Source organism: Brumicola blandensis, assembly GCF_031846165.1.
Classification (GTDB): domain Bacteria; phylum Pseudomonadota; class Gammaproteobacteria; order Enterobacterales; family Alteromonadaceae; genus Glaciecola; species Glaciecola blandensis.
Window position 1 is genome coordinate 1 of sequence record NZ_JAVRIE010000002.1, and the last position, 17,410, is coordinate 17,410.

Here is a 17,410-nt window from a genome sequence, read left to right on the forward strand (position 1 = left end):
GAATTAAAAAGGGGGTCAGAGTGAATTATTTATCATTTAGCGTTGAGCAGGCCCTCACCAATATAAACACGCTTGTTGGCATCCTGCCCGCTCCCAAACGGCATCCCTGCCGTTTGAAGGTTTATATTGGTGAGCGCCTACTCAAAGCCAGAAAAATAAATTCACTCTGACCCCCTTTTTAATTCACTCTGACCCCTTTTTTACTGACCCCTTTTTTAGGGTGTTTTTGTTGAGTGCCTTCTTACAATGTTTTAACGCATTACATACGAATTCACCTTCGTAGTGCTGGCTTTTTTATGTAAATAGGCAGAAGCTTAGTTGAATATAGGTAAAAGGAACTTTGACGATGAAATATAAATTACTTCCTTGCATCACTGTTTTGATGCTATGTGCGGCTGCACGACCAATCCCTAAAGTAATCAGTGAGGGTAGCATTCATACAATTGAAAACTTTGAATCCGAGTTTATCGCACCAAGAAATGTACACGTTTGGTTACCTGATGGTTATACGGTAGAGAAAAAGTACCCTGTTTTGTATATGCATGATGGCCATATGTTGTTTGATCCGACAAACACATGGAACAAACAAGAGTGGGGTGTGGACGAAGTTGTTTCAAAGCTCATCAAAGATGGAAAGGTGCCTCCGTTTATCGTTGTGGGCATAGATAGCTTAGACGACACGCGTTACCAGGAGTATTTCCCAGAAAAGGCACAAGTGTATGCAAAGAATAGCTCAGAAAGCATTCCAGAGGCCTTTCTTGAGATTGATTTTATGGCAGACAATTACCTTCAGTTTTTAGTAAAAGAACTGAAGCCATTTATAAAATCAAAATATTCAGTTAGCACAAAGAGGGAAGATACTGCTTTGATGGGGTCTAGCATGGGCGGACTAATTTCTATGTATGCCTTGAGCGAATATCCCAATGAGTTTGGGAAAGCGGCCTGTATCTCAACTCATTTTCCTGGATGGGTCCCCGAGCAATCCAATGGTATCGGAGGCTCTATCGTGGCCTATATGAGCGACAATTTCCCGGAAGCAGGGAATCACAAAATATATTATGATTTTGGTACTGAAGATTTAGATAGTTTTTACGAGCCTTACCAAGTGCTAGTTGACGAACTAATGAAGACTAAAGGGTACACAAATAGTGACTGGTTAACCTTTAAAGATGAAGGCGCGGGTCATAATGAAGTGTCTTGGAATAAACGTCTTCATATACCCATGACATTTCTATTTCAAGCTAAGCCTAAATCTTAGGCCTAGCTTGCCTCAAGAACCAACAATAAATTAACTCTGCACCCATTTTAGTTTTTGCCTAATGCCTCACGAAGGCGTTGTTGCAAGGACTTGCTTACGGAGTTCGATTTATTGGGCACTGCAACTGAATAGTAAAGCGCATCTCTAATATCACGAATATTAGCAATATGCTCTTTTGTATCATCGGCAGCAATGTGGTCTGATTTTGTAGCGTATTTATGTGACACACTAATGGCGCTTGGCTCAGCAACAATATTCCGTTGATAGCTTATGCCCTTATCTTCAATGGTCAGATCTTTATCTTCAAGCTCCCAACCGATCGAAAAAGGTAGCTTAATATCAATATTGTGTTCCGAGGTGAATCCTTCATATAAAGCCATCGGCATCTTACGCTCCTTAACAGCAGGAAGTTCCACATAAGAGCTTACATTGGTACCGTATAGGGGAAAGACGATGGTCTCTTCAGTACTAATAAATGGATTCGGCATGAGGTAAGTACTACTGAAAGTCAGGCGATTGTCTACATAAGAATCTGACTTAGTGAGATCACTTTCTTCTACCAGCGTTGGGTAGGTTCTTAAATAATAGTTATATAGTTCCGATTGGAACACTTTCATACCGGCACTGGCGATATATTCTCGCATCCTCTCGGCTTCAGCACCCGTATAGACTATGTCAATTTGCACTTTCACATCGCTCGTTTTATCGCTGTAATCAAAACGTTCGTTTAAGGTTACATCTCTAGCATGTTGAGTCGGCGGCGTAACCGGTACTAAACTTGTCTCGTCGTCTTTGATCAACAAGCCATATTGAAAATTATTGATACTCTTGTTGTCCAAATCAGTCAACTGAAATGATTTAGTGCCATCGATCCAGTATTCTTTCCCATCGTAAATAAAGCGCGTAACTACATGGTTAAACTGCCCTGGACTAGGTAAAACATCGAGCAGTTTTTTGCGTTGGTTTGTTGAAATTAAAGCGGCATGAGCCTCAATTCCTGCATCTTGAAGTAAGGCAGCAATCAGAAGTGCCTTATCTTTACAGTCACCAAAGCGTCTATCGAATACTTCAATTGGACTATGCGGTTTATGGCTATTTTGTCCAAGCTCAAGTCCTAAGTAACGGATATCATTTTGGGCAAATTCAATCACCTTATTAATGTAATCTTTTTTATTTTCGCTGCTATCTAACCATTCTTGGTTTTTAGCGTGGATTTGCGGTGACAATTCATCGCTGTATGGAAATAGCTCAGTTGCCCAGTTAACTACTTCTGCCCATGATTGATAAGAGGTGAATTCAATAAATCCATAGGGGTTATGCCAATATGGATAGTTGTCTTCACCCGCTACCTCAGGTACATCTTGGTATGTCCAATCGTAGCGCGTTAATCCCGAATCCATTTGCTTAACCTGAATTTCCCCTGGCGTATTTTCCATTCGGTATTGCATCTTCTGATCTGACAACACTGTTATATAACTATCATTGACAGGCACCTGCCAAGTTGTTGTGTAGCCGGTAAAGGCTTTGTCGCCAAAGATTGTATTAACACCGTCTATGGTAAACGAGTAATCGATTTGATCACCGACCCGCACGTCTGAAAGTAATACTAAGGCAGTCACTTGACCGGTTATTAAGCCCATATTTAATTCGCTTTCAGGTTGGATCAAACGAATATCGGCAGATTGAATAATACTTTGCTCTTGGCCATTCCGCGTGAGCGTGATGTCATGGAAGATTAAATTTTGAAAATCAGGGCTGAAACTAACCTCTAAGCGAGCGCCATCTTGCAAGCCCTGTTCTGAACTAATTGTATGTACTGTGCGTCGGTAACTTTGGCGAACGTCGCCTTGTACGAGAAACTGTGAATCTAATAACTGATAGTTTATGCCAAAGCCTGCATCTACTTCATAACTCCTCTTGGCGCGAACTTCTACCCAAGCTGGTGTTTCATCTATTTCATACTGGAAGCTATTGGATTCGATTACTTGCGCGCTGGCTGAGAATGAAGTTATAACGAAGAAGCCAAGTATATTGGCAAAAAGTAGTTTGTAGGTGTTAATCATTGTTTTTGTGTTCACTTTTGTGGTGTCCCTTGCATTGCGATATCGCTAGCCTGATGCGCTTGCAATACAGTGTAAAAATCCTTTATTCGCTTTCGTAACGAGCTTGATAATAGTGGTCGCGTGCCAGCAAAATTCGTGAGTGATAGCTTCCAAGCGTCAACAACATGAGTATCAAGTTGTTTCGCCAAGAGGTCTAAGTAAAGATTGAATTCTGAATCCGCTAAAAAGGTGCGAACCCAAAGATAGCTGGCATTCTCCAAGCCAATTTTATCAACGGTTCGCATAAAGGCTTGACTGACAATGCCTACATTACCTTCAACGTCCATTCTAAGTAGCGCTTGGCTTGCCACAGATTGTAATTCTGGAATACCTAACTCTGCATAGTAGACAAGGTCATCCTGTACATTAACTTGAGCATCGAACGTACCTAATGCCATGTGTGCCTGCGCACGAAATGCCAACGCTAAGGGAGTGTCTTGCTGTCTGGTGTTAATGGTTTCAAGGAGTTCTTCGTACTCTCCATCGAACAGCATGTTCCGGTAACTATCAATTTGTACCGCATAATGTTGCGAAGATAAAAGTGCTTGTTTCTTAATATCAATGATTGAGGAGATATCATCAAAGTAAGTTAATTCACTGTCGCTCAGAGTGGCTTTGATTGAGGATATAAAGAAGTCTGTTTGATCTGCATAGGTTAATGAATATTGGTTTGTGACAGAGTCGATGCCATGGTGCATGATAAGAATGCGATCTTTTTCGACCACCATTTCTGTATCAAATAGATCAATACCCGCTAAATCCAACAAATACTCCGCTTCATAGACTTCACGGACTTTCAGCGGTGTGTTGTCAGAAAAACCATTCTGACTGCTTCCTATGAGTTCACTGCTAATTGATACAATACTGTCGGCGATTGAGTTTTGAGCGTCAACCATGTCGTATTGATTAGCACAATCCAACAAAACAGATAACATGGGTAGGCTGCTAGGGTGGTAAACCATGGCTTGTTTGATAATTCTTAAATGCCGAGTGCTGCATTTGTTTGCATCTGAGATTGTGTGAACTCGGTCAGATAAGTCGACATACTTCGATGTCGCTCTTGCCACTTTTTGTGATTCATAATTACTAATATCTTTTCGCCATACATCAGGCTGCTGATTTTTCCTTGCTAATGAAGCAGATATTTGAATCAGCATGCTCACTGCTTGAGAATCAATACTTGATGCTGATTGGCGAGCTTCTGTTGGTGATGATGCGTTACTAACGGCAACGGCTTGTTGATTAGAAGGCTGAGTTGACCCGCATGCACCAAGAATAGACAATGTGCCTAATAGAAATAATTGCTTAGTAAGTGAAGAAGCTTTGTCCTTCATGATTTTGCTGTAAGACGTCATCCCTGTACAACTCAATATTTAAACGACTTTTGAAGATACTATATAATGTCAAAGATTAATAGCATGCCATTTCTCGTGTGTATCATCATCTAGTCTACTCGGTACATTAAATACGGCATAAATAGCCTGCCTAAGATAAGTTCTGCTAGCCATGACATCACAACTCAGGCGGCCAGTTCGAGCAATAAACTAACGCTTTTCTGTTCTTATATTTTCATCATTTTAATTATGGTTTGTAAGTGCTTACTGGGGTGGTTTAAGTTAATGTAATTGTTGGAGAATAAAATTCTCATCATACTAGTTAAGAAAATAGTCCAATTCATGATGAGACAATGAATCTGTTCTTTTTTTGGTTTTGCGTAACTTTAAAAAATTCAGCTTTATTCGTCATTTTAGTGCTCTTTGATTTATTATATGTAGCGAATTTCTTAAGACCAACCAGATTGAAATTGAGCTCAAAATCGAGAGAATTCGATCCATCATTATGATCTGAGGGTTTGGCTTTATTCTTATAAAAATTGAGATCAGAAAACGTTAAGAGTGAAAAATTGTCGGTTATGCGAAATTTTTAATTTTCAGTTATGCGTATCTTTTATGAGCGACACAAAACATCTCCAATGAGGGCGTTCAAATTAATCATAAATTATCCGATATTTTTGAAAGTAAAAATGACAAAACGAGAGCAGAGTTAATCACACTTATATTTTTTTAACTTCCATATCAATCCATAGAACCTATTTTGCATTTGCGAGTTGACGTTTAGTTTACCCCTGACATATTTTCGCATTTGTCAGGTTCGGGAGAGTTTTTATCGGTTTTTGCCTTGTTTGAACTGACACCTTTTTAACTGCAGACTGTTTGTGAAATTGCAATGTGAACATATTGTCCGATTTTGCAAACGCAAGGTCACATGGCATCATCAAGAAGTAAAATTTCTTCATCGAGGGCGAAAGTAGCGAATAAAGATGGCTACGAACGGATGAAATTAAAGAGTAAATGTGCGACCTTTACATGAAAAAGGGTGAGTAAAAAATAAGCGGTGAAGCATACACGTTCATCTAAATTGGTGATATAGTCGATAGCCTAAATAGTGAACATGAGTTTTCTTGTCTGTCCTAAGATAAGTAAATAAGCGGCCTTCAGCCGTTCACAAAAAGTCATATAGGAAGCTAAGTGCAAGATTCCCTGCTGCAATATTTTGGTGAAAGCGAAATCACCTTTGATAATTTCGTGATCCAAACCCCTAGTGGCAATGTCACCTTCAAAGGTGAGCCAGTCAAATTAGAACCTCAAGTATTCACTTTTCTATTATTGCTGATCAGACATAAAGAGCACATCGTTTCACGCGAAGAAATTGTTGCTGAGGTGTGGTCTGGCAAGACCGCAAGTGATGATGCAATTCGAGCCTTAGTGAAAAAGCTGCGCATTGCACTGGGTGATAACGCACGTGCACCGAAGTTCCTAAAAACGGTTCCTTTGAAAGGCTACTTGTTCATAATGCCTGTTGAAATCAATTTTCACCAGGGTGATTGGTGGCGATCAAAATATGTTTTCTATGCTTTTGGTGCCGTCCTAGTCATTGCCCTTACTTTACTTATTCAATCTCAATTTGGGTCATTTCAAAGTAAGGATCTAACACCAAAACGCGAAGTCACAAGCTCACTTATTACACAAATTAAAGGTAGTGAAGTAAGTCCTTACTTATCAAAAAATGATCGACTCCTGTTTTCACACCAAGGGAATAATGAGTCATATTTACAGGTTTTTGCCAAAGAGTTGGGGCAAGGGGCGGCTAAACGACTCACGTGGGCGGATGCCGACTTCACCAATGGCATTTTGTCAGCGGATGGCCGCCAGGCGATTGTTACCAGAACCGATGAAAGTGGTGAATCGATCGTATTATTTGATTTGGACGATAAGTTAAACCTAGTTTCTTCGCAAACTTTGGCTTTGGACCCAGCCTTGTTAACTCAAAACATTGCAGCTTTGTCTTATGCTAACAATGGCAAGTCACTCTATTTATATGGTCAGGCCAAAGCTGAAGACGGCAATGCGAGTTACGGCTTGATAAAATATGATTTGGCGACTAAATCATCTCGCATCGTCACCTTGCCAATCTCCGCAGAGGCGAGAGTCGTAGCGGCCAAGGAATCAGCAGACGGACGTATGTTGGGTGTTTTGGCAAATCATACAAATAGCGCTGTAATGGTTATTCTTAACCAAGAAGTGGGCGAAGTAGTCGTTACCAAAACTTTACCAAGCCCGGCGAGTAGCTTTGTATGGTCACCTGAGGGCGAAAGTGTCAGCATCGCCAGCAATTCAAATACGCTTCTCAATTTACATATCCAAAAGCAGCGTCTTTATGAATGGACTGGCCTACCGAAACCAATTAACAAAGTGATCAGTCAATGCGCTGAATACTGTTTTGTTGTGCAAGAGTTAGGGCAGCGAAGTGTGGATGTTATTGAAAGGCCAGCAGTGTTTCAAAGTATTGACTATATGAGCACGGCGCAGTTTGCTAACGCTAGCGTTGATTTCTTTCCAAGTTACTTTAATCAAGGCGAAGGTGTGTATTTCTTATCCTTGAGTGAAGACAAGTTACAGCTCAACCAGTATTTGAATCAAGGCGAATCAAAAGCAGTTTTTAATCTGCCGCAATCAGACTCTATTGAATCCATGGTTTTGAGCCCAGACGAGCAGTCGTTCATTGGTGAGCTAGACCGCAGACTATTTGCATACAGTGTGAAAAACAACACGCTACGTTTCTTGAATGTGCCAGAAGCCAATCCTAGCAATCCCGTTTGGTCTCTTGATAGTCAAAAAGTCTATTATCGAACCGCCGCTACTACTGCAGCGAGCACGAATAGTACTGAGCCTGCACAATGGGTGAACAAGATATATGCTCACGATATGAGTTCGAACAAGAGTGAACTGATTGCCGAAGGCTTGGTGTTTCTTAAACCATTAGATCAGCTAAAGTGGTTAGCCATTAATGAGGCAAATGAGGCCTTTTTCGTAGCGGATAGTTTGTTGTTTGCCGAGCCAGTGTTTAATGCTGCCCAGTTAGAGGAGCAGAATAAGATCACTGAGATTAAGCGCTATAACACCAACAATTTTAGTTTGCTCAATGAGATACTGTATTTTACTGAACAGCAGGATGAGCAGACGATCTTGGTCAGTATCCCTATCAATCAAGAAGCCCCCGCAGAGAATCTACAAAGCTGGACCCTGAGTGGGAGTATGCTATTGCCTCACTTAGACATTCACCCCGATGGTCAAAAAATGTTATTGGTAGAGTCAGCTCTGAATCAGTCTAATTTGATGAAAGTGGATGGCTTGACCCTAGCACCTCTGCAAGTTAGACAAGTGGCTACCGAAACTCCCTAGACTTTAAATCTAGTTGCGCTAGTAGGTGAGTTTGGTCAACAAGCTTACCTGCAATAACGTGCACTACATCGCCATCACCCCTTTCCAGTATGCCTTTCACTTGTAGTATCTTGGCATTCATATAGGCCTGCTTTTGTGCGCGAGCTGATGATTGCCAAACAATCACATTGATATTTCCAGTATGATCTTCAAGCGTGATGAATGTGACACCCGCGGCTGTGCCCGGACTTTGTTTTCCAGTAACCACACCAATAATGCTAATAAATGACTGGTGTGGAATGTCGACTAAGTGATTCGCAGGGGTAAACCTTGGTAATAATGCTGCTTGATGCAATAAGGCCATGGGATGGTGTTCAAGTGATAAACCTGTACTCGCAAAGTCTTCTATTAGGTTATCAAATAGTGATGGCTGTTTAATGTAGCTTGGCTGTGGTATTTCATCTACGCTGTTAGCAAACAAAGGCAGTTCTTGGATCGAGTCCATCAGTTGCCAACGTGCTTGATAGCGATCGTTTGCTATTTGCGCAAACGCATTTGCACTGGCTAGGGCTTGTAAACAAGATGAGGGCAGCCCAAGTTGACGTACTTCCGCAATACTTTGATAACCTGTTTCTGGTCGCTGCTTAATTAAATAGTCAACAGAGTCTTTCTTCAAGCCTTTTACTAAGCGTAATCCCATGCGAATGCTTAGCGATTGGCTTTGTTCATGCTTGGTTTGCAAAGCATGATCGTAGTCTGATGCATTTACGCAAAAATTCAGTGTACTCACACCATGCTGTTTGGCATCTTGAATGATTTGCGAGGGTGAATAGAAGCCCATCGGTAAGCTATTCAGTAAACCGACATAGAATGCTTCGGGATAGTAATGCTTTAACCATGCAGACACATACGCTAAGACTGCAAACGAAGCCGAATGAGATTCAGGAAAACCATACTCACCAAAACCGCAAATTTGTTCAAATAGCCTTAGCGCATAGTCGTGGCTATAACCTCGTTCGGTCATGCCGTCAGTAAGCTTTTGTTTAAATTTATATAAGTCGCCGTTTTTCTTCCAGCTCGCCATTGCTCTGCGCAAACCGTCAGCTTCGCCACCTGAAAAACCCGCAGCAACCATTGCCAATTGTATGACTTGTTCTTGAAAAATAGGCACGCCCATAGTGCGTTTCAGTACCTTTTCGATCTCTGGTGAAGGGTAATCAATTTGCTCTTTTCCATCACGACGAAGTAAATATGGATGCACCATATCACCTTGGATCGGACCCGGACGTACTATCGCAATCTGCACTACTAGGTCGTAATACTCCTTGGGTTTTAGGCGCGGTAACATGCTCATTTGGGCACGGGACTCAATTTGGAAAATACCCACAGTATCGGCTTTTTGGATCTGTGCAAAAACTTGCTGATCATCCGGTAGTGCAGTAATAAAAGGGATGCTATATGTGTGCTGGTAATGCTGTTTAATCAAGTCGAAACTCTTACGAATAGCCGTGAGCATACCTAACGCGAGCACGTCGACTTTCAATAGCTTTAATGTTTCTAAGTCGTCCTTATCCCATTGAATCACCGTCCTTTCTGCCATTGAAGCATTTTCGATGGGTACCATTTCATACAAGGGACCTGCGGAAATAACAAAACCGCCAACGTGCTGAGAAAGGTGGCGAGGAAAGCCAATAAGTTGTTCAACAAGATGAATGAAGTGCTGTCCTTTAGGGGATTCAGGATCAATACCCAACTCAGTCAATTGAGATTGCCAGCTAAGCTCGCGATCTCGACGATTCACATTCTTGATAAAATAGTCTAAGTCGGTATTGTTGATACCAATCACTTTTCCAACTTCTCGTAAGGCGCTTTTAAAACGATAGCAGACCACGGTCGCGGCAATTGCGGTGCGCTCTCGACCATATTTGCGATAAATATACTGGATGATTTCCTCACGCCGTTCGTGCTCAAAGTCAACATCAATGTCGGGCGGCTCATTGCGTTCCTTAGAAATAAAGCGTTCAAATAGCACACTGATTTGGCGTGGATCTACCGCTGTTATTTCTAAGCAGTAACACACAATCGAATTTGCGGCTGAGCCGCGGCCTTGATACAGGATATGCTTGGCTTTGGCGAATTGAACAATGTCGTAAATAGTGAGGAAGAAGTATTCATAAGCCTGTTCATTGATGAGTTTGAGCTCTTTTTCAATCGTGGCGCGGATCTCCTTACTAACTCCAGATGGAAAGCGTTTTGCAATGCCCTGTTCAACTAGTTCGCGTAAGTAAATAGCGGGTGTGGAGCCCGCTGGTAATATTTCAGCAGGATATTGATAGGCTAACTCAGAAAGGTCAAAGTGACACAAATCAGCAATTTTAACACTGGTTTCGAGCCAGGCTGACGGGTATAAATTACTTAGCTTTTGCAGTGGTCTTAGACAAGCTTCCTGATTTGATAACGCTTCACGCCCCAAGTCTTGGATGAGACAAGCTTCTCTGATGGCGTGTTGGCAATGTTGTAAGGCTTGTCTGCTTGGATCATGCATTAAAGCACATGAGCTCGCGACAAGATCTAAGTCAAAACGCTCTGCAATATCCTCACAATAACTAATGTGCTCGTACTCGTTTGCGGTTAACCAACGTTTTATACCTAGCCATGTACGTCCAAGGTAGTGCTTATTGAGCCATCTTGCCCAATCATGATCTTGTTGGCTGTCACCGCTAGGAAGCCAAATACATAGGCAGTGCTTCACCGATTTTAAGTCCCATTCGCTTAGCTCATAGTGGCCTTTCTCTGCACGGCGGCGAGCGTTGGTGATAATACGGCAGCACTCACTGTAGGCGAGTTTATTGGGGCAAAGTAAAACAATAATGTTGCCATTGAAAACGAACTTACTGCCGACAATCAGTTTAATCGGTAGATGATGTTGTTTAATTTCAGCATAAGCGCGCACGATGCCAGCCATTGAGCATTCATCGGTGATAGCAATAGCTTTGTACTGTAAAAAGTAAGCTTGGCGAACCATTTCCTCTGGGTGAGAAGCACCCTCCAAAAATGAAAAGTTGGTTTGGCAGACGAGTTCAGCAAAGGCCGCGTGTAGCTTGTTTTTAGATGAAGTAACCATGAATAAACCACTCGTCTTTGGGTGTTCTAAATATCCATAATTGCTGTCCCTGTTTGCTTTGCGCCAAAAAGTAATCGCGCTGTATTTCTTGTTTATCCCACCATCCTGACACAATGCGTTCTGGGCCATCTATGATTTGTGCCTTGCCTTGTAAAGGGCGAGGTTCTTTGAGTAAAAACCCCGGCCTGTCTAAGTAGATTTTAGTGGCCTTTATCCGCTTTCTATTGTCCTGTTGTTGGTGGTATCGACTATTGCACTCAGGCCGATAATCGTCGCTGTAGTGCAGCAAGCTCACTTGCTCTTCTCCAAGTTTAGCTTGCAAGCGAGAAAGCAAAGTCATTGCCGCAATATGCGTGCTTTTTTGGGTGAAAAAATCGCTATCACACAGGTCGGCTTTTTCAATTTTACGACAGCTTAATGTAATCCCATATACTGCTGAGCTTAAGCTAAGGCTCTCAAATCGCAGGGCAATAATATCTAGCCAGTGAGCGCTTTTGTACAAAGGCTGCGCACTATTAATCACTTGTTCAATAGGCTCATGTTCTCGTTGATGTAAGCAAATCGTCAGACTCAATGCTAATGCGTTACGTACTAACAAATATGATTCAAGTGTTTGCAAACAACGCTCAAGCACAGGAAGAAGTTTATCCACAAGCTCAATGTCGTAAAGAAGCTCTAGGTATTGTTGATAATGCTCGGGTGGTTGGTAAAAACGAAGTTTTGCCGGCGCTTCTCCGCGTAGCTCAGCAATTAGGTGTAGACTCAATTTAGATACCCGAGTAGCAAGCTCTGATGAGGGATGTGATAATAAGTCATCAATTGTTTTTACGCCGACACGTTGTAGCTTTTCAATATCTTTACGATCAATATCACTCATAGAAAGCGTACATTGCTTGAGTTCTTGCGCAATGGAGGTTTTGTTATCACTCATGAATCGGCGACGATGTTTCGCAATGAGTTTTGCTACATTTACAGAATAAGCGCTAGCATAATAAACGTCGAATGAGTGTTGCGCTAAGCTGCGTTTTATCGCTTGCCAGTAGTGCTCTAAACTGCCATATAAACGCAGCATATTTTGTGCACGTAAATACAAACCGTGGGGCTCATCAATAACGATATCAGAGGTTAATAAGTACAATTCATTGGCCAAACTTTCGAGAGTTTGCTTAGCAAGTTCAAGCTTGTATTCACTGACCGCTAACTCAGCACAAAGTAGACTTGCACTCGCTAAACCCATGCCATGCTTAATGCCTAGTTTAGCAGCTGCACGATTGAGCTGAATAACCTGATTGAGTTTGGGATCATATACAATCCGAGCTTGTTGAGAGCGTTGCTGCACCCTTTGTGTATTTGGTTCTTGCAGATGAATACCTTCCGCTTCTTGGACATTTAGCTGTAAATTCGGGAGGTAGATATATATCCACAATGAAGAGGTATCGAACTGCATAGGGTTTGACTGCTTAAACTATTGATTAGCATGCAGTGCAACAACATTGTGTTGTTGAGCTTTCATTGGCTTTCGCATAGGTGAACCGAGCTTTGCTTTGAAAGGCACTTTCACCGTAAATGGTGGCAAGGGCCAGCCCACTTTTTGTTTATTGATTTTTACCTGAACCATTTGCTTATCTCGCTTCATTGAAAGTGACAAGCTAACCGGCAAATTCTCAATTTGATGCTGACCACTGGTAAAAAAGAAGTTCAAGCACTGGCCCTTTAAAGCCGCGAGCTCTAACTTTTTTGCTTGGCTTTGTTGTAAGGTATTTTGCCATACAAATACAGCGCTACAGGCGCCACTTTTGGCACATTGCTCTGCGCTCCAAAGCGCTTCTTGAGAGCTATTCGCCTGAATAATTAATACCCGTTCTAAGTCGATGCCTTCGCTAAGAAGGAACTCGGCATTTAATAAATGAGGTGGAGCAATGAAGGCACATAGGCGCTTGTCTTCGTGCATGTTAAGTAGCGCTGGTACGACTAAACGCATTTCGCCACAGCCTAGAATAGAAGCAATGTGCACTAGTCCTGATTGTGGAAATCCACCATTGAGTGCTTCGTCGAGCTTTTGATAACCTGTAGCAACACGCTCCTGTTGTTGATCTAGTTTGGCCGCTGTCCACACAAGTTGTTTTTTCTGTAAATCATGTAGCAGAGATTTCATCTAGCACCTAATCATAATTAGCTTATATGTATATTTATACAGTATAAATGCTTATGTTTTTTGATCAAGGAATTGTTTTACAATGCCGCTACAGGCGAGAACAAAAAGCACAAGTTAATGATTAGATTATGTTTTTATTTTTGATGTCTGTGCATTTTGAATTTGTATTTTATAGGGCTCTTATGTACTGTAGTTTTACACCTTTGCTCACTATTTTATTGAGTTCAAGGACTTAACTTAGGAGCGGCGTCGCGATGAAAAACAGACTCAAAAAAATGTACTATGTATTAATGCTTAGTTTATGCATGAGTGTAAACAGCTATGCGGAATACGATGAAGAGCTCGCAGCCTCGGTGGGAGCGGATGACTACGGCATGAAATCTTATGTCATGGTGTTGTTAGTGACCGGCGATAAAACAGTTGAAGATAAAGCGGAAAGAGACAAAGCATTTGCTGGCCATTTTGCCAATATGAGTCAGTTAGCAGAAGAAAAGAAGCTGGTTGTCGCTGGCCCTTTTGTTGAGGCGAGGCCAAAACGAGGCTTATTCATCTTTAATACCGATAGTTTAGAAACGGCTGAAACCTGGGTGAAAACCGACCCTGCAGTAAAAGCGGGCATTTTCAATTATGAGCTATACAAAATATACAGCTCAGCGGCTTTGATGTTGGTGAATGAACAACACAAGAAACTGCAAAAAACGGCAATGTAAACAGGCATGCCTATGAAGAGTAGTTTGATGTTTATTACAAACTACTCTTCATTTCATTCGCCCAAGTAGTCGCTTGATAGTACATCTGAAAAAGATCTTCCATGGGTGAATTAATTCTTTCAGCGAAAGCTTCAATTTTAGCCCAATCTGCAGTCTCAAACGCGACGCACAATTGATATTGCTGGGCGAGTTCATCCTCTTGCTCTTTTTTACACAGTACATTTTTGATGACTTCAGTGAAAGGTAGCTTCTCTAAAACTTGTTCAATAGGCATATCGAGTAATGCGTCTGTTCGTGAGAACAAGCCCAATATAAAACTATTTGGCGGATCTTCAGCAATGCCCATTTTAGATGACACTAACTTACAGAATTGTGCTCGGGTTAAGCTTGAAACTAATAAGTCTTCTGGCTTATTACCTTTTAAATTGGCAAGTGTTAGCAAGGCAATAAACTTTTTCAGTTCGACATGACCTAAGTACTTTAGAGCATGAGACAATGACTCAATCTTGTTGCGCTTATTCACACTGGGGTTGTTAATAAAGCGCATTAGCTTAAATGTAAGCCCCACATCTTTTTCAAATACTTCAGTGACCTTCTGTACATCTAAGGTCGTTGCTACGCTAATGCGTAAAAGTTCGACAACAGAGGTCATCGAGATATCGATATTTTTATGCTTTACCACTTCTGGTTTAGATAAAAAATAGCCTTGAAAATAGTGAAAACCCGCTTCTTTAAAGCGTTCGAACTCTTCATGAGTTTCGACTCTTTCAGCTACTAATATTTTACCTTGTTTCTTAAAGGCGTCTATTTGGTCAACGACACTTGGATTTGTTAGGTCAACCGCTTCAACTTCCAGTTTGATATACGATATGAAGGGCATGAGTGGCTGCCAATGAGCACTAAAGTCATAGTCATCTAGCGCAATTTTATAACCCATTTCATGGATTTGTTCGCAAGCCTTCACTAATTCAGGGCTGACATCGACCGTTTCAACAATTTCAATAACGACATTTTTGGGGTCTAGCGTAGACGGAAATCGATAAATAATAGTGTCGGTATGGAAGTTGATAAATGCGGCTTTGTTGAAAGTGATGCTTTCTACGCCGATAGACAAGTGACTGGCGGCTAGCATGTTGCTTGTGGCTTCGTCTGGAGAGATATCAGGGAAACAGTTTTTTACACCATCGCGGAATAATAATTCATAGCCAAACACGTTTTTCTTCGTGTCGTAAATCGCTTGTCGTGCTACATATGCAAACATCAATGGCCTATCAAGGTGTAAAAGAAGAAATCTAGTATACACATATCGGTTGTGTTGTTAATACTATGAGGCTTAATTGTGATTGAGCTGCTTATTTAAGCGGCGTTCAGGCATATAATACGCTTTATCAAAAGCTAGTATCCAAAGCGTTGCCAACCTTCCAAATAGTAGCTGATTAACACCGGGTTATGGATGTTATTTACTTCTACGTCGGCATGCGCTTGGTCCTTTGCAAAAACGCGCATGGCATCGAGCATCTTTATGTTCAAAAACTCGTTTGAGGGTAAAATGGCGTTCTCACGTAAGGTGGATAATTCAGTATCGCTGGCCATGATAAAGCCCCAATCTCCAAATGAGGGGACATCAGCGCGATAAGGTACGACGTGAGTAAAGCCGCTGGCCTCAACGGTGTTATGAATGCTCCAAAATGCTTTGGTCGCGAAATAAGGGCTGGTGGATTGCGTTACGAATATGCCTTTGGGCGCTAAGTTTGTACGCATGGCCTGATAGAACTGCTTGGTATATAGACGTGCAAGTTCAATATTATTAGGGTCGGGTAGGTCGCTAATGATTAAGTCGAACGGTACTTGGTTTTCCATCAAATACGTAAAGGCATCGGCAAACACAATTGATAATTTAGGATCGTCTAAACTACCCTCATTATGTGTGAGTAAATGTGGGTTTGTGCGCGCTAGTTCAACTACGCGCTCGTCCAAATCAACTAATACGATAGCCTCTATCTCAGGGTATCTTAGTAATTGCTTCACCGCTAAGCCGTCACCCGCTCCAAGTAATAGGACTCTTTTCACTGGGCCTTGTTTATAGGCTAAAGGATAAGAAATAAGAGATTCATGATAGCGATACTCATCGCGAGATGAGAACTGGATATTGCCGTTCAGATAGAGACGAATATCATCTTCGTTTTTAGTTAGAATGATCTTTTGATAGCGGCTTTGCTCAGCGTGCACAATTCGGTCATCGAATAAGGCTTGGTCCCATTCATATAGGGCTTGGCTCGTAAAAACAACACCGGCACTTAGCACTACAGCAATCACAATCAGCCAAGTGACGATCTGCCTCTTTGCTGTTCCTAGACTGTTACCAAAATACCGCATGAGGACAGCAATGATGCTCAAGTTAATTAGGCCTAAAACTAAGGAAGATTGATAATTACCTAGTACCGGCAATAAGAAGAAAGGAAAGGCGATAGTGGCAATTAAGGCACCAATATAGTCGAACGTAAGAATATTGGCGATATTGCTTTTTAAGGCCTTAAAAGATTCCATTAAACGAGTGAGAAAGGGGATCTCTAAACCAATCAAAAAGCCTATGGCACAAGTAAGCAACACATAAGTTGGAATAAACAGACTCTCGTGAATATAACTTAAATATAACAAGGGGATACTTAGACCGCCGAGCGCCGCCAAGGCAATTTCGAATTGTAAGAACCGCGAAATAAGATTTTCGCCGATGTACTTAGAGCAGTATGAGCCCGCGCCCATTGCTGCCATATACATACCAATAGTTAAGGAAAAGTACCGCACGCTGTCACCCAAAAAGTAGGAGACAGTGGTAGCGATAAGTAACTCATAGACTATCGAGCATAAACCCGCGACAAAGGCTGCGTAGGTCAGAGCTAAAGCTTGCTTTTGTGTTTCATCCGAAGGCGGAATAGGCTCACTCATTTAAGCGATCTTTCGTCGCAAACCAGCATCACTTTGGCCGCCTCGCGAGTACACTTGTTTATCGATTTTTTGCGGTTTAAAGCTTTTTTCTAGGGGAGTGATAGCTTGCTCGGGATCGCAATCACCACACATGAAAATATCAATGGCTGCAAAATGCGTTTCGGGCCAAGTATGAATACTGATATGGGACTCAGCGAGAAGTGCAACGCCAGTGATCCCTTGGCCTTCACCAAAGCTGTGCACTTGTATGTTCAAAACAGTTGCGCCGCATGCGTTGGCAGCGCTCTGTAATGCTGTTTTTATAAAGTCAGCATCGCAAAGGTGTGACGCTTTATAAAAATCCAATAGCACATGTTTGCCCGGTGCGAAGTTGGGCTGAGACATCTAAACTCCT

11 protein-coding genes are annotated in these 17,410 nt (G+C 41.8%); 3 read left to right on the forward strand and 8 right to left on the reverse strand.

Annotated elements, in window-relative coordinates; all coding sequences use genetic code 11:
• The first annotated feature begins 346 nt into the window (after positions 1 to 346).
• Positions 347 to 1,258: an alpha/beta hydrolase gene (locus RM544_RS05260; RefSeq protein WP_311360732.1), complete on the forward strand. Its 912-nt coding sequence runs from the start codon at positions 347 to 349 to the stop codon at positions 1,256 to 1,258.
• Positions 1,259 to 1,305: 47 nt separating this feature from the next.
• Here RM544_RS05260 and RM544_RS05265 read toward each other — a convergent pair whose 3' ends face one another.
• Both RM544_RS05265 and RM544_RS05270 read right to left on the reverse strand, forming a co-directional pair.
• The gene (locus tag RM544_RS05265) at positions 1,306 to 3,336 is read right to left on the reverse strand and encodes a DUF3857 domain-containing transglutaminase family protein (protein ID WP_311360733.1); all 2,031 of its coding nucleotides are present in this window, start codon (positions 3,334 to 3,336) and stop codon (positions 1,306 to 1,308) included.
• Entirely contained in the window at positions 3,333 to 4,694 is a 1,362-nt protein-coding gene (locus RM544_RS05270) for a hypothetical protein (RefSeq protein WP_311360734.1), read from the reverse strand. Before RM544_RS05270 ends, RM544_RS05265 begins: the two co-directional genes overlap by 4 nt.
• Positions 4,695 to 5,888: 1,194 nt before the next feature.
• On the opposite strand from RM544_RS05270, the gene RM544_RS05275 reads away from it, so the two are divergent.
• Positions 5,889 to 8,102, forward strand: a complete 2,214-nt coding sequence (locus tag RM544_RS05275) for a winged helix-turn-helix domain-containing protein (protein ID WP_311360735.1) — start codon at positions 5,889 to 5,891, stop codon at positions 8,100 to 8,102.
• Here RM544_RS05275 and RM544_RS05280 read toward each other — a convergent pair.
• From RM544_RS05280 to imuA, 3 genes are read right to left on the reverse strand one after another with little or no spacing between them, the layout of a single operon-like run.
• Positions 8,086 to 11,205: an error-prone DNA polymerase gene (locus tag RM544_RS05280; RefSeq protein ID WP_311361331.1), complete on the reverse strand. Its 3,120-nt coding sequence runs from the start codon at positions 11,203 to 11,205 to the stop codon at positions 8,086 to 8,088. The genes RM544_RS05275 and RM544_RS05280 overlap by 17 nt on opposite strands.
• On the reverse strand, positions 11,189 to 12,652 hold the full coding sequence (locus RM544_RS05285) for a Y-family DNA polymerase (RefSeq protein WP_311360736.1): 1,464 nt from the start codon (positions 12,650 to 12,652) through the stop codon (positions 11,189 to 11,191). Before RM544_RS05285 ends, RM544_RS05280 begins: the two co-directional genes overlap by 17 nt.
• Before the next feature lie 18 nt (positions 12,653 to 12,670).
• A complete protein-coding gene (gene imuA / locus RM544_RS05290; protein WP_311360737.1) occupies positions 12,671 to 13,360 on the reverse strand; it encodes a translesion DNA synthesis-associated protein ImuA in 690 nt (229 codons plus the stop codon).
• A 254-nt stretch (positions 13,361 to 13,614) separates the two neighbouring features.
• On the opposite strand from imuA, the gene RM544_RS05295 reads away from it, so the two are divergent.
• Entirely contained in the window at positions 13,615 to 14,070 is a 456-nt protein-coding gene (locus RM544_RS05295; RefSeq protein ID WP_311360738.1) for a YciI family protein, read from the forward strand.
• A 34-nt stretch (positions 14,071 to 14,104) separates the two neighbouring features.
• Here the strand turns inward: RM544_RS05295 and RM544_RS05300 are convergent, their stop codons facing one another.
• The 3 genes from RM544_RS05300 to speD all read right to left on the reverse strand — a co-directional run bounded on the left by RM544_RS05300 (position 14,105) and on the right by speD (position 17,400).
• Positions 14,105 to 15,331 (reverse strand): EAL and HDOD domain-containing protein, encoded by a 1,227-nt coding sequence (locus RM544_RS05300; protein ID WP_311360739.1) that lies wholly within the window; start codon positions 15,329 to 15,331, stop codon positions 14,105 to 14,107.
• Positions 15,332 to 15,465: 134 nt separating this feature from the next.
• Positions 15,466 to 17,016, reverse strand: a complete 1,551-nt coding sequence (locus tag RM544_RS05305; protein WP_311360740.1) for a polyamine aminopropyltransferase — start codon at positions 17,014 to 17,016, stop codon at positions 15,466 to 15,468.
• Positions 17,017 to 17,400 carry an adenosylmethionine decarboxylase gene (gene speD, locus RM544_RS05310; RefSeq protein WP_311360741.1) on the reverse strand — a complete coding sequence of 128 codons (384 nt, stop codon included), beginning with the start codon at positions 17,398 to 17,400 and terminating at the stop codon, positions 17,017 to 17,019.
• Positions 17,401 to 17,410: the final 10 nt, after the last annotated feature.

Excerpts from the sequence above, each read along its gene's own strand:
- RM544_RS05260 (WP_311360732.1), top strand. The coding sequence starts at position 347 with ATGAAATATAAATTACTTCCTTGCATCACTGTTTTGATGCTATGTGCG.
- RM544_RS05270 (WP_311360734.1), bottom strand. The coding sequence starts at position 4,694 with ATGAAGGACAAAGCTTCTTCACTTACTAAGCAATTATTTCTATTAGGC.
- RM544_RS05280 (WP_311361331.1), bottom strand. The coding sequence starts at position 11,205 with ATGGTTACTTCATCTAAAAACAAGCTACACGCGGCCTTTGCTGAACTC.
- RM544_RS05285 (WP_311360736.1), bottom strand. The coding sequence starts at position 12,652 with ATGCAGTTCGATACCTCTTCATTGTGGATATATATCTACCTCCCGAAT.
- imuA (WP_311360737.1), bottom strand. The coding sequence starts at position 13,360 with ATGAAATCTCTGCTACATGATTTACAGAAAAAACAACTTGTGTGGACA.
- RM544_RS05295 (WP_311360738.1), top strand. The coding sequence starts at position 13,615 with ATGAAAAACAGACTCAAAAAAATGTACTATGTATTAATGCTTAGTTTA.
- RM544_RS05300 (WP_311360739.1), bottom strand. The coding sequence starts at position 15,331 with ATGTTTGCATATGTAGCACGACAAGCGATTTACGACACGAAGAAAAAC.
- RM544_RS05305 (WP_311360740.1), bottom strand. The coding sequence starts at position 17,016 with ATGAGTGAGCCTATTCCGCCTTCGGATGAAACACAAAAGCAAGCTTTA.
- speD (WP_311360741.1), bottom strand. The coding sequence starts at position 17,400 with ATGTCTCAGCCCAACTTCGCACCGGGCAAACATGTGCTATTGGATTTT.